14 protein-coding genes are annotated in these 13,461 nt (G+C 39.0%); all 14 read left to right on the top strand.

The genetic code is table 11. The annotated features are described in order from the left end of the window. The first annotated feature begins 37 nt into the window (after positions 1-37). The 14 genes from rpoC (at position 38) to rplP (ending at position 13,446) form a co-directional block, all read left to right on the top strand. Entirely contained in the window at positions 38-4,156 is a 4,119-nt protein-coding gene (gene rpoC / locus ABMA72_RS08735) for a DNA-directed RNA polymerase subunit beta' (RefSeq protein ID WP_392861563.1), read from the top strand. Positions 4,157-4,264: 108 nt separating this feature from the next. Beyond that, positions 4,265-4,639, top strand: coding sequence for a 30S ribosomal protein S12 (rpsL, locus tag ABMA72_RS08730; protein ID WP_021266546.1), 375 nt, complete (start codon positions 4,265-4,267; stop codon positions 4,637-4,639). 91 nt (positions 4,640-4,730) lie between these two features. Beyond that, positions 4,731-5,201 (top strand): 30S ribosomal protein S7, encoded by a 471-nt coding sequence (rpsG, locus tag ABMA72_RS08725; protein ID WP_021266544.1) that lies wholly within the window; start codon positions 4,731-4,733, stop codon positions 5,199-5,201. A gap of 162 nt (positions 5,202-5,363) precedes the next feature. Further along, positions 5,364-7,439 carry an elongation factor G gene (gene fusA / locus ABMA72_RS08720; protein WP_392861565.1) on the top strand — a complete coding sequence of 692 codons (2,076 nt, stop codon included), beginning with the start codon at positions 5,364-5,366 and terminating at the stop codon, positions 7,437-7,439. A 54-nt stretch (positions 7,440-7,493) separates the two neighbouring features. Continuing rightward, positions 7,494-8,684 (top strand): elongation factor Tu, encoded by a 1,191-nt coding sequence (tuf, locus tag ABMA72_RS08715; RefSeq protein ID WP_392909660.1) that lies wholly within the window; start codon positions 7,494-7,496, stop codon positions 8,682-8,684. A gap of 167 nt (positions 8,685-8,851) precedes the next feature. Then, positions 8,852-9,160 carry a 30S ribosomal protein S10 gene (rpsJ, locus tag ABMA72_RS08710; protein WP_021265868.1) on the top strand — a complete coding sequence of 103 codons (309 nt, stop codon included), beginning with the start codon at positions 8,852-8,854 and terminating at the stop codon, positions 9,158-9,160. A 72-nt stretch (positions 9,161-9,232) separates the two neighbouring features. Then, positions 9,233-9,907 (top strand): 50S ribosomal protein L3, encoded by a 675-nt coding sequence (gene rplC, locus ABMA72_RS08705; protein ID WP_392858000.1) that lies wholly within the window; start codon positions 9,233-9,235, stop codon positions 9,905-9,907. Between the two features lie 22 nt (positions 9,908-9,929). Then, complete coding sequence (rplD, locus tag ABMA72_RS08700; RefSeq protein ID WP_392857997.1) at positions 9,930-10,547, top strand: 50S ribosomal protein L4; 618 nt, start codon at positions 9,930-9,932, stop codon at positions 10,545-10,547. Between the two features lie 3 nt (positions 10,548-10,550). Then, on the top strand, positions 10,551-10,841 hold the full coding sequence (gene rplW, locus ABMA72_RS08695) for a 50S ribosomal protein L23 (protein WP_392857995.1): 291 nt from the start codon (positions 10,551-10,553) through the stop codon (positions 10,839-10,841). Between the two features lie 19 nt (positions 10,842-10,860). After that, a complete protein-coding gene (gene rplB / locus ABMA72_RS08690) occupies positions 10,861-11,685 on the top strand; it encodes a 50S ribosomal protein L2 (RefSeq protein ID WP_392857994.1) in 825 nt (274 codons plus the stop codon). A 12-nt stretch (positions 11,686-11,697) separates the two neighbouring features. Further along, complete coding sequence (rpsS, locus tag ABMA72_RS08685) at positions 11,698-11,982, top strand: 30S ribosomal protein S19 (RefSeq protein ID WP_021266332.1); 285 nt, start codon at positions 11,698-11,700, stop codon at positions 11,980-11,982. A 31-nt stretch (positions 11,983-12,013) separates the two neighbouring features. Next, complete coding sequence (gene rplV, locus ABMA72_RS08680; protein ID WP_021266204.1) at positions 12,014-12,349, top strand: 50S ribosomal protein L22; 336 nt, start codon at positions 12,014-12,016, stop codon at positions 12,347-12,349. A gap of 8 nt (positions 12,350-12,357) precedes the next feature. Beyond that, positions 12,358-12,987, top strand: a complete 630-nt coding sequence (gene rpsC, locus ABMA72_RS08675; RefSeq protein WP_021265986.1) for a 30S ribosomal protein S3 — start codon at positions 12,358-12,360, stop codon at positions 12,985-12,987. A 39-nt stretch (positions 12,988-13,026) separates the two neighbouring features. Further along, positions 13,027-13,446 carry a 50S ribosomal protein L16 gene (rplP, locus tag ABMA72_RS08670; protein ID WP_021266311.1) on the top strand — a complete coding sequence of 140 codons (420 nt, stop codon included), beginning with the start codon at positions 13,027-13,029 and terminating at the stop codon, positions 13,444-13,446. Positions 13,447-13,461: the final 15 nt, after the last annotated feature.

Raw genomic sequence — 13,461 nt, 5'->3', positions numbered from 1 at the left:
GGCTTAGTCCTGCCGTATATTAAGAGGGCATAAAAAAATGAAAGACCTTTTAAACTTTTTTGATAAGCCAAAAGATCCAGTAAGCGTTGAAGGTGTATCTATCAAGCTTGCTTCTCCTGATACAATCAGAGAGTGGTCATTTGGTGAAGTAAAAAAACCAGAAACTATTAACTATAGAACTTATAAGCCAGAAAGAGACGGTTTATTCTGTGCAAAGATCTTCGGACCAGTAAAAGATTACGAATGTATCTGTGGTAAGTATAAGAGAATGAAGCACAGAGGTGTTGTATGTGAGAAGTGTGGTGTTGAAGTTACACTTTCTAAAGTACGTCGTGAGAGATGTGGACATATCGAATTAGCAACTCCAGTTGCTCACATTTGGTTCCTACGTTCACTTCCATCAAGAATGGCAGCTCTTCTTAACCTTTCTCTTAAAGAACTAGAAAAAGTTCTTTACTACGAAGCATATATCGTAACTGCTTCAGCAACTGATGGTGTTGAAGGTGGTCTTGATGTAGGTCGCGTAATTTCTGAGCAACAATATTGGGAACTAAAGGATCAAGGAATTGATTTCGAAGCTGGAATGGGTGGAGAAATCGTTCAAGAGCTACTTTCTAAGCTTGATATTGATCTTGAAAATAAAAACCTAAGACGTGGTCTTGCTAACGCAACTACTGAAATGGCAAGAACTAAGTTTGTTAAGAGACTAAGAGTTGTTGAATCTCTTATGAAATCTGAAAACAAGCCTGAGTGGTTTATGATGGATGTTATTCCTATTCTTCCACCAGACTTAAGACCTCTAGTTCCTCTAGAAGCTGGACGTTTTGCAACTTCAGATCTTAACGATCTATATAGACGTGTTATTAACAGAAACAACCGTCTAAGAAGACTTAAAGAACTTAATGCTCCTGAAATCATCATCAGAAACGAAAAGAGAATGCTTCAAGAAGCAGTAGATGCTCTATTCGATAATGGTCGTCGTGGTAAGGTATTTACTGGTGCTAACAAGCGTCCACTTAGATCACTTTCAGATATGCTTAAAGGTAAGCAAGGACGTTTCCGTCAAAACCTTCTTGGTAAGCGTGTTGACTACTCAGGACGTTCTGTAATCGTTGTTGGTCCAAGCTTAAGACTTCACCAGTGTGGTCTTCCAAAGCTAATGGCACTTGAGCTTTTCAAGCCATTTATCTACAACAAGCTAATTGAAAAAGGACACTGTACTACTATTAAAGTTGCTAAGCGTATGGTTGAGCAACAAAAAGAAGAAGTATGGAATATCCTTGAAGAAGTTGTACAAGAACACCCAGTACTTCTTAACCGTGCACCAACTCTTCACAGACTTGGTATCCAAGGTTTCGAACCTGTACTTATCGAAGGTAAGGCAATCCGTCTTCACCCTCTAGTTTGTACTGCATTCAACGCCGACTTCGACGGTGACCAGATGGCCGTTCACGTGCCTCTTTCACTAGAAGCTCAAATTGAGTGTCGTGTTCTTGCAATGTCGACAAATAATATTCTTTCTCCAAAAGATGGTTCACCAATTATTACTCCATCTCAGGATATCGTACTTGGTCTTTACTACATGACTCGTGTTAGACCATATGCTCGTGGATACGGGAAAACTTTCTCTTCTAAAGAAGAAGCTCAGTTTGCTTACCACTCAGGTAACCTACACCTACAAGCACCAATCAAAGTACGTATTGGTGGAGAAGTTTACGAAACAACTGTTGGACGTACATTCGTATTTGATATCGTTCCAACTTGTCTAAACTTTGAAGACGTAAACATCATTCTTGGTAAGAAAGAACTAGTTAAGCTTCTTGACCTTGCTTACAGAAGAGGATCTGAAAAAGATACTGTTCTTCTTGCTGATGGTCTTATGCAACTTGGTTATAGCAATGCTACGAAAGCTGGTATTTCTATTAACGTTGTTGATATGGAAATCCCTTCTGAGAAAGAAGGAATCCTTAAAGAAGCTCATGATGAAGTTCATGGGATTACTGAAGAGTATAACGAAGGTTCGATCACTAACGGTGAGAGATATAACAAGGTTGTTGATGTTTGGTCACAAACAACTGAAAAGCTTGTTAAGGTTATGCTTGAGAAGATTTCAACTGATGAATTTACTTCAGATAAAGATGGTGAAGAGCCAATTTACGCTCCTTCATTCAACGCTCTTTATATGATGGCAAACTCAGGTGCAAGGGGTTCTGCTCAGCAGATGAGACAGCTTGCTGCCATGAGGGGTCTAATGGCCAAGCCATCTGGTGAAATTATTGAAACGCCAATTACTTCAAACTTCCGTGAAGGTCTATCGGCACTACAATATTTCACGTCTACACACGGTGCACGTAAAGGTCTAGCCGATACTGCCCTGAAGACAGCTAACTCTGGTTACCTAACAAGACGTCTTGTAGACGTTGCTCAAGACGGTATTATCAGAAATGAAGATTGTGGAACTACTGATGGTATTACACTAACTTCTCGTATTGAGTCTGGTGAAGTTGTTGAGCACGTTGCTTCTAGAGCAATGGGCCGTGTAACAGCAGCTCCAGTTATCTCTGCAGAAGGTAATGAAGTTCTTCCAACAGGTCACTTACTAACTGAAAAGGACCTTGTATTACTAGAAGAGAAAGAAGTTGACCAAATTAAGGTTAGATCTGTTCTTACTTGTAATGAAAGACACGGTTTCTGTGCGGCTTGTTTCGGACGTGACCTTGCTCGTGGAACAATGGTATCTGTTGGTGAGGCAGTTGGTGTTATCGCTGCTCAGTCAATTGGTGAACCTGGTACACAGCTGACAATGCGTACATTCCACGTTGGTGGTACAGCAACTGCTGGTGCACAAGTAAATAAAACAACTGTTCGTACATCTGGTAAAGTTGTATACAACAATGTTGTAACTGTTGAAACTCCAACTGGTCTTCTTGTTATGAATAAGACTGGTGAGCTTATCATTAAAGATGCTCGTGGTGTTGAAAAAGAAAAATATCCAGCAATCTACGGTTCGAAACTACACTTCACTGAAGGTAGCGAAGTAAACGTAGGGGATACTCTGATTGAATGGGACCCGTTTGCGATTCCACTTCTTACAGAAGTTGCTGGTACAGTTAAGTTTGAAGACCTTGTCGTTGGTGCAACTCTTGCAGAGCAAACTGACTCGGTAACAGGTCTTACTCAAAGAACTGTAACTGAAACTAAAGATCCTTCACTTCAACCAAGAATGACGATTCTTGATGCTGATGGAAACCCTATTGTTGTTCCTGGTACAAACCGTCAGGCTTCATACAGACTTCAAGTTGGTGCAACACTAACTGTTACTGAAGGTGATACTGTTGAAGTTGGTAGCGTACTATCTAAAGTTTCTCGTGAAACTACGAAAACAAAAGATATTACAGGGGGTCTTCCAAGAGTTGCTGAGCTTTTCGAAGCAAGAAAGCCAGCTCAAGCATCTCAGATTGCCGATGTAACTGGTACAATCGAATTTGGTGCTGAAGTTAGAGGTTCTAGAAGAATTCTAATTAGACCTGAAGATGGTTCTGATCCAGTTGTTTACACAATTCCTAAGGGACGTTATGTAACTGTAAACGAAGGTGACTATATCCGTTCAGGTGAAGCTATTATGGATGGGCCAGCTAACCCACACGATATCCTAAGAGTACTTGGTATTAAAGAACTTGCAGGTTACATCGTTGATGAGATTCAAGCTGTATACCGTCTACAAGGTGTAGATATCGATGATAAGCACATTGAGGTAATCGTATCTCAAATGCTGAAGAAAGTTGAAGTAACTGATCCAGGTGACTCGACATTTGTTGTTGGTGACTCTGTAACTAAAGCAGAATTACTTACGACTAATGAACAATTAGTTGCTGATGGATATGAGCCAGCTCAAGCAAGACCAGTTCTACTTGGTATTACTAAAGCAGCTCTTTCAACTGATTCATTCTTATCAGCTGCATCTTTCCAAGAGACAACTAAGATCTTAACTCAGGCATCGCTTGAAGGTAAAAAAGATTTATTACGTGGTCTTAAGGAAAACGTACTTATGGGTCGTCTGATTCCAGCTGGTTCAGGTATCTCTAAGTATCGTGATTACGAAGCATTCGTTGAAGAAGATGATTCTCTAGAAGAAACTTCTACACTAATGCTATAAAAACTTGCTTAATTGAGGGGTGGTGTGTTACACCATCCCTCTATAGTTTATTATGGGCTCAAAAGCCTATTTTTATTGTGGAAATATTGTTGTAGTTAAGGAGCGGAAATGCCTACGATTAACCAATTAATTAGAAAAGGTAGAACTGATAAAGTTGAAAAAACTAAGTCACCTGCCTTAAAAGCGTGTCCTCAAAGACGCGGTGTATGTACAAGAGTATATACAACTACTCCTAAGAAACCAAACTCAGCGATGAGAAAGGTTTGTAGGGTAAAACTAACAAGTGGATTTGAAGTTACTTCATACATTGGTGGTGAAGGACACAATCTACAAGAACACTCGATCGTTATGATTCGTGGTGGTAGAGTAAAAGACCTTCCAGGGGTTCGTTATCACACTATTAGAGGTACACTAGATTGCCAAGGTGTTGATAAAAGAGGACAGAGAAGATCTAAGTACGGTTGTAAGAGACCAAAGAAATAACTTTTAGTTAACTAATTGTGACACCAATTGCAACATGGCATGAGGTGAGTAATCGATCAGTTTTAACTGTTTCCGGTGAAGGAGAAAAAATATGAGTAGAAAACATAGAGCACAGACGAGAGAAGTACTTCCAGATCCGATCTTTCAAGACGTTGTTGTTGCTAAGTGCGTAAACGCACTTATGAAAGACGGTAAGAAATCTGTTGCTGAAAAAATCTTTTATGGTGCACTTCAAAGAGTTGAATCTAAGACTGGTGAAGAGCCATTAAAGGTATTTAAGAAGGCCCTTTCTAACATTAAGCCAGCGGTAGAGGTTAAGTCTCGTCGTATTGGTGGTGCAACTTACCAAATTCCAGTTGAAGTTAGAAATAACAGAAGACAATCACTAGCTCTAAGATGGTTGAGAGACTATGCTAGAAATCGTGGTGGTAGAACTATGGTTGAGAAACTATCTGATGAAATCATCGATGCTTCTCAAGGTAGAGGTGGCGCTGTTAAGAAGCGTGAAGACACTTACAAAATGGCAGAAGCTAACAAAGCTTTTGCACACCTTAAGTGGTAGTTCGAAAATAAGCAATAAAGTCCATAATAAACTAATAGAAGGCTCCCTACGGGAGCCTTTCTTTTTATAAAGCCTTTTATTCATTCAGGTTTTATTCCTATCTAAAATTCCATATTTATGTTAATTATATGTCTGCAAAAATTAAATTTTTAAGGACTTTGTATGAGTTTAGAAAATATTCGTAATATCGGAATTATGGCGCATATCGATGCGGGTAAAACGACGACAACTGAACGTATTCTCTACTACACGGGAAAAAGCCATAAAATTGGTGAGGTTCACGATGGTGCTGCAACTATGGACTGGATGGTTCAGGAGCAAGAACGTGGGATTACAATTACTTCAGCTGCGACAACTTGTACTTGGAACAAAACGAATATTAATATCATCGATACTCCAGGTCACGTTGACTTCACAATTGAGGTTGAGAGAGCTCTTAGAGTTTTAGATGGTGCAGTAGGTGTATTTGATGCCGTGGCCGGTGTAGAGCCTCAATCTGAGACTGTATGGGGCCAAGCAGATAAGTACAAAGTACCAAGAATTGCATTTGTGAATAAAATGGATAGAGTTGGGGCAAATTTTCAAATGTGTCTTGATGAAATAAGAGAGAAGCTTGGCAAGACTGCGGCAGCAATTCAGCTTCCAATTGGCGCTGAAGATGTGTTTAAAGGCATGGTTGATGTCGTAAGAATGAAGGCCCTGCTTTTTAAAGATGAGGATCTTGGTTCAACTGTAGTTGTTGAAGATATCCCAGAAGATCTTCAAGATGAAGCTCAGATGGCAAGAGAAGAGCTTATCGAGACTTTAGCTGACTATGATGATCAGTTAGCTGAAGACTACCTGTCTGGTGAAGAGATTACTAATGAGAGATTAATAGCTGCTATTAGAGATGCTGTTATCAATCATGAGTTTGTAGCAGTTCTTTGTGGATCGGCATTTAAAAATAAAGGTGTACAGCCATTACTGGACGCGGTTTGTGACTACCTTCCTTCACCTGTTGATCGTGGTGAAGTTAAAGGTGTTAATGGCAAAAATCACGATAAAGAAGAAGTTAGAAAGCCTGATACTGAGGATGCATTTTCAGGTATTGCTTTCAAGATTGCTACTGATCCATTTGTAGGTTCACTAACATTTTTTAGAATTTATTCTGGATCAATAAAATCTGGAGCTCAGGTTTATAATCCTCACAAAGGTAAGCGTGAAAGAGTTAATAAAATTCTACAAATGCACGCAGATAAGAGAACTGAGCTGCAAGAAGCTAAGGCAGGGGATATTATTGCAATTTCTGGTTTAAAGGAAACTGTAACAGGTGAAACTCTTTGTGCTGAAAATCGTACAGTCATTTTTGATTTAATGGATTTTCCTGAATCTGTTATTTCTGTTGCGATTGAGCCAAAAACAACAAATGATGAAAAGAAACTAATGAATTCTTTAAATCAACTTAAGTTAGAAGATCCATCTTTTTCATATCAGCACAATAAAGAAACTGGGCAACTTTTAATCTTTGGTATGGGTGAGCTTCACCTAGAAATTATTTGTGACCGTCTTGAGCGTGAGTTTAAAGTTGGTATTCGTGTAGGTGATCCACAAGTTTCATACCGTGAAAGTATCACTAGCACTGCTAAAGAGTCAGATACATTCCATCGTGAACAAGCTGGCAAGATGGTATTTGGTAACGCTGTTATTGAAGTTGAGCAAGCAGACTCACAAGCTGGTGTTTTATTTGAGACGGATTTAACTAAAAGAGATTTACCACAAGAATTTATTGATGCTATTGAGAAGAGTATTAAAGATACGTCAATGGGTGGTGCCCTGGCCGGTTACCCATTTATAAATATTAAGGCCAAGTTAGTGGCCGCAGAGCTTAATGAAGATGAAGGTTCAGAAGTTGCTTATGCAATTGCTGCCTCTAATGCTTTTAGGGCTGCATGCCGAAAAGCAGGCTTATCATTACTAGAGCCAAAAATGAGTCTGGAAATTGTAACACCATCTGATTATACAGGTGACATTATTTCAGACATTAATATGAAGCGTGGAAAAATCCATTCAATGGGTGTTAAGCAAGATAAAGAAGTTATTGATGCTGAAGTTCCACTATCGGAAATGTTCGGATACTCAACAGATATACGCTCAAAATCACAAGGTCGTGCAAGCTTTACGATGAATTTTGACCGTTATGAAGAGATACCAATGAATATGGCCAAAGAAATACTTGAAAAACGAGGAATATACATCTAAAACGTTTTAGATTTTTTTAAACTACTAAACTAAGTAATAAAACAGGAGTAAGAAATGGCAAAAGAATCTTTTGACAGAAGTAAGCCCCACGTAAACATTGGTACGATCGGGCACGTTGACCACGGTAAGACAACTCTTACAGCGGCAATTTCAATCACATTAGCTAACGCACTTGGTGGTGACGTAAGAAAATTCGACGAAATCGATTCAGCACCAGAAGAGAAAGCTAGAGGTATTACAATCAATACTTCACACATTGAATATGAAACAGAAACTCGCCACTACGCGCACGTAGACTGTCCAGGTCACGCTGACTATGTAAAGAACATGATTACAGGTGCAGCACAAATGGACGGAGCGATCCTAGTTTGTTCAGCGGCTGATGGGCCAATGCCACAAACTCGTGAGCACATCCTTCTTGCACGTCAGGTAGGTGTACCAGCGATCGTAGTATTCTTAAATAAAGTAGACCAAGTAGATGATGAAGAACTACTTGAGCTAGTAGAGATGGAAGTAAGAGAACTTCTTTCTTCTTACGACTTCCCAGGTGACGATATTCCTATCGTAGCTGGTTCGGCACTTGCAGCTCTTGAAATGAGAGACGATGCAATTGGTAAAGATAAAGTTCTAGAGCTTATGGCACAGGTTGATGCTTATATCCCAACTCCAGCTAGAGCAACAGATCTTGATTTCCTAATGCCAGTAGAAGACGTATTCTCAATTTCAGGACGTGGTACAGTTTGTACAGGACGTGTTGAAAGAGGGATTATCAAGGTTAACGAAGAAATCGAAATCGTTGGTATTAAAGAAACAACTAAGACAACTGTAACAGGTGTTGAGATGTTCAGAAAGCTTCTTGACGAAGGTAGAGCAGGTGATAACGTTGGTCTTCTTCTACGTGGTGTTAAGCGTGAAGAAGTTGAGCGTGGTCAATGTCTAATTAAGCCAGGTTCAGTTAAGCCACACGCGAAATTCAACTGTGAAGTATATATCCTTTCAAAAGATGAAGGTGGACGTCACACTCCAATCTTCAAAGGTTATAGACCACAGTTCTACTTCAGAACAACAGACGTAACAGGTGATATTACACTTGCAGACGGTGTTGAAATGGTAATGCCAGGTGACAACACTTCTTTCGCAGTAGAGCTAATTACTCCAATCGCGATGGAAAAAGGTCTTAAGTTCGCAATCCGTGAGGGTGGTAGAACAATCGGTGCTGGTACAGTATCTGAAATTTTAGACTAAATTTTTGCTTAAATTTTGGGGTGATTTTTTGATCACCCCTTTTTTACGCTCAATACTTTAAGTTGACGCGTAAAAAATATATGGCCTAGCGTAAAAATAATTTGACAACAGGCCCAAAAAAACAGTAAAAGTCAGGTTCAACTTTTAAAATTGATAATAGGATGAGTATGAAAGCTTCTAAGTTAAGAATTAAATTACGCGCATATGATCACAAGCTTCTAGATAGCTCAGTTGATGAGATCGTACAAACAGCTAAAGAGACAGGCGCAAGAGTAGCGGGTCCAATCCCATTACCAACTGAAATTAACAAGTTTACAGTTCTTAGAGGACCTCACAAAGATAAAAAATCTCGTGAGCAGTTCGAAATGAGAACACATAAGAGATTAATTGATATTGTTGATCCAACTCAACAAACTGTTGATAGCCTAATGAAGTTAGATCTATCAGCTGGTGTTGACGTAGAGATCAAGTACTAGTATAAACGAAAAAAATTTTTATTATTAACCATGCATGCATCTCTTGGAGAAGAGTGATGCTGTGGAGGCAAAATGACAGAAGAAACTCAAGCAGTTGAGACTACTGCTACTGTATCGCTTAACACTATCTATGGTGTGAAAGCTGGTATGACAAGAATCTTTGATGAAGCTGGAAACCACGTTCCAGTAACAGTTATCAAACTAATCCCTAACAAAGTTACACAAGTTAAAACTTTAGACAAAGACGGTTACGAAGCTTACCAAGTAGGTTACTACGAAAAAAGAGAAAAGCTTGTTAATAAGCCAACTCAAGGTCACCTTAAAGCTGCTAACGTTGAAAATAACTTTGTAAAATTTGCAGAAGTTAGAACAGAGAGCGTTGATGCTGCTAACTTAGGTAAAGATCTATCTCTAGAGTCATTTGAAGCTTCTACATACGTTGATGTAACTGGTACATCAAAAGGTAAAGGGTTCCAAGGTCAAATGAAGCGTCACAACTTCAAAGGTGGACCTGCTACTCACGGTTCGAAATTCCACAGACGTGGTGGTTCGATCGGTAACAGAGCGACTCCTGGTAAGGTTTGGAAGAACAAAAGAATGCCTGGTCACATGGGTTGTGAAACAAAAACAATTCAAAACATCAAGGTTGTTGAAGTTAATCAAGATAAAGGATACATGCTACTTAAGGGATCAGTACCTGGTTCTAAAAACGGTTTTGTAAGAATTGCAAAAGCACTTAAGAAGTAATTGTAGGCTGAGGTAATAAGTTATGAGTGATGTAACAGTATTAAATTCGAAATTAGAAAATGCAGGAACACTTACTGCTCCAGTAAGCTTAACTGCTGAAGATATTAATGTAGCGGCTGTTCACCAAGTTGTTAAAGCTACTCTAGCGGGAAGAAGACAAGGTAATGCTTGTGTTAAAGGTCGTTCAGATGTTAGCGGTGGTGGTGCAAAACCATTCAAGCAAAAAGGTACAGGTAGAGCTAGACAAGGTTCAACAAGATCGTCTCTTATGGTAGGCGGTGGAACTGTTCACGGTCCAAGCCCAAGAAGCTACGTACAAAAAGTAAATAAGAAAATGGCAAAGGTTGCAATTCAATCTGTACTTGCTGACAAACTCCAAGCTGGAAAGTTGACAGTAGTAGATACAATTGAATCAACTGGAAAAACTAAAGAAATGTACGCTCTATTAAATGGTAAGGGTTTACTTCCTGCTTTAGTAGTAACTGCTGATAAAAACTCACCAGCTCTTAGAGCAGTGAAGAACTTACAGTGGGGTAAAGGGATGGCCGTTGAAGGTTTCTCTGTATACGAAGCAGTAAAATTTGAAAACCTAGTTATCGAAAAGAGTGCATTAGAAACCCTATTAAATAAGTTGGTGTAGATTATGGCGACGTTAGAAAATGTATTAAAGAAACCACTTATCACTGAAAAGACTTCAGTTGCTACAGATAGCGAAAACCGTTTTGGTTTTGTAGTTGATCTAAAGGCAAACAAGCATCAAATCAAGAATGCTGTTGAAGCTCTATACGATGTGAAAGTTTTAAATGTAAAGACAAACATCACTCCAGGTAAAGTTAAAAGAGCTGGTAAAGGTGTTAAAAAGACTAGTAAATTCAAGAAAGCTTTCGTTCAATTAGCGGAAGGTCAAAAGATTGAATTTTTTAAAGGTGTTTAACTAGTTAGCTGAGGAAATTATGGGTATTAAAAGATTTAAACCAACAACTCCTTCACTAAGAAAGATGCAAGTCGTAAATAGTGATGAGTTAACAAAAGGTGTAAAGCCAGTTAAAGGCCTTACAGCTGTTAAGAAAAATTTTGCAGGTAGAAACAACGCTGGTCGCATCACTGTTAGACACAGAGGTGGCGGTGTTAAGAGAAGATACAGAATTATTGATTTCAAAAGAAATAAAACAGATATCCCTGCAACTGTTCAAGCGATCTCTTACGATCCGAACAGAACATGTAATATTGCACTTATCGCATACTTAGACGGTGAGAAGAGCTACATCCTAGCTCCACTTGGTCTAAAAGTTGGTGATAAGATTATCGCTTCTGCAGATGCAGATATTAAAGTAGGAAATGCTAAGAAGCTTAAGGACATTCCAGTTGGTACACTTGTACACAATGTTGAAATGTATCCAGGAGCTGGTGGTCAGCTAGCACGTTCTGCTGGTTCTTACGTTCAAATTATGGCGAAAGAAGGTAAATTTGCTCTTCTTAGAATGCCATCAGGTGAGCTTAGAAAAGTTGAAGTTGATTGTGTAGCGACAATCGGTCAAGTTGGTAATCTTGATCACGAAAAACGTAACATTGGTAAAGCTGGGCGTAAGAGAAAGCTTGGATTTAGACCAACTGTACGTGGTGTTGCTATGAACCCAGTTGATCACCCACACGGTGGTGGTGAAGGTAGAACTTCAGGTGGACGTCATCCAGTGTCACCATGGGGAACACCTGCTAAGGGTTACAAGACAAGAACTAATAAGAGAACTGATAAGTTCATCGTTAAGAGAAGAAAGTAGTAGGAGATTAATATGGCCCGTTCATTAAAAAAAGGTCCATTTGTTGATATTAGCTTAATGAAAAAAGCTCTACAAATGCAAGAAGAAGGTAACAAAGGTAACAAAGTGATCAAGACTTGGTCTAGAAGATCAACTATTGTTCCTGAGTTTATCGGACTTACTTTTGCCGTACACAACGGTAAGAAATTCATACCGGTTTATGTTACAGATAACATGATTGGACATAAATTAGGTGAATTTGCACTAACTAGAACATACTTTGGTCACGGTGCAGATAAGAAAGCTAAGAAAAGATAGTTAAGTTAGAGTTGAATAAGGAGAAGGTCAGATGGCCATTACAGTTAGAAACAGTAGAGTTGGTATCGCACCAAGAAAAGTAAGACAGGTTTGCGATCTAATCAGAAAGAAGAAAGCTTCTGAGGCGCTTAGAATCTTACGCTTCCAAGAGAAGAAAGAAATTGCACTTGTTTTAACAAAATTAATTAATAGTGGATTAGCTATCGCAGCTGATTCTGAAAAGTATGACTTAGATAACCTAGTTATCGGTACGATTAAAGCTGACGAAGGTCCAACTTTAAAGCGTATTCAGCCAAGAGCTCAAGGTCGTGCGTTCAGAATTAGAAAAAGAACTAGTCACATAACAGTAGAACTAAAAGAAGCATAGGATAAATTATGGGACAAAAAGTACATCCATACGGTTTTAGATTAGGTTATATTAAGTCATGGCATTCAAACTGGTTTGCTAACGATAGAGAATACGGTGAGACTCTTCACGAAGATCTAGCGATTAGAAACTACATTGAAAAGAACATGAAAAATGCTTCTGTAGCTAATATCGAATTATCAAGAACTTCAAACCAGGTTAAGGTTACTGTTTATACAGCTAAGCCAGGTGTTGCTATTGGTAAAAAAGGTGCAGGAATTGAGAAAATTAGAAACGACCTTAAGAAACTTACTAAAGGTACACTAATCTTCAATATCGCAGAAGTTAAGAGACCAGATGCAGAAGCTAAGTTAATCGCGGAAAACATTGCAGGTCAGCTTGAAAAACGTGTAGCTTTCAGAAGAGCAATGAAGAAAGTTATGCAGTCAGCATTCAGAGCTGGTGTAAAAGGTATCCGTGTTAGAACAGCAGGACGTCTTGGCGGAGCTGAGATGGCAAGAGCTGAAGGTTATACAGAAAGAAAAGTTCCACTACATACTCTTAGAGCAGACATTGATTACAATACTGCTGAAGCTCACACTACATACGGTGTTATCGGTGTAAAAGTTTGGGTTTACAAAGGTGAGATCTATAAGTAGTCGGAAATTCGTTAGTGAATTTATTTTATTGAGGTAAATATGTTAAGTCCAAAGAAAGTAAAGTGGCGTAAGCAGCAGAAAGGAAGAATGAAGGGTAAGGCGAACCGTGGAAATACTATCACGTTCGGTGAATTTGCTATACAAGCCCTATCATGTGGGTATATAACTAACCGTCAAATTGAAGCTGCCCGTATTGCAATGACAAGAAAGATCAAAAGAGGTGGTAACGTTTGGATCAAGATCTTCCCAGATAAGGTCCTTACTAAGAAACCAGCTGAAGTTCGTATGGGGAAAGGTAAAGGTTCTCCAGATTCTTGGGTTGCAGTAGTAAAACCAGGAAGAGTAATGTTTGAAATCAAGCACATCGATCCTGAGCTAAGTAAACAAGCACTTAAGCTTGCAATGTATAAACTACCTGTAAAGACTAGAATTATTTCTAGAGAGCAGCAGGAACTTTAAATCGTTAAGAGGAAG

The sequence above is a fragment of the Halobacteriovorax sp. CON-3 genome (assembly GCF_043196995.1).
Classification (GTDB): Bacteria; Bdellovibrionota; Bacteriovoracia; order Bacteriovoracales; family Bacteriovoracaceae; genus Halobacteriovorax_A.
This window is presented reverse-complemented; position numbering and strand designations above follow the sequence as displayed.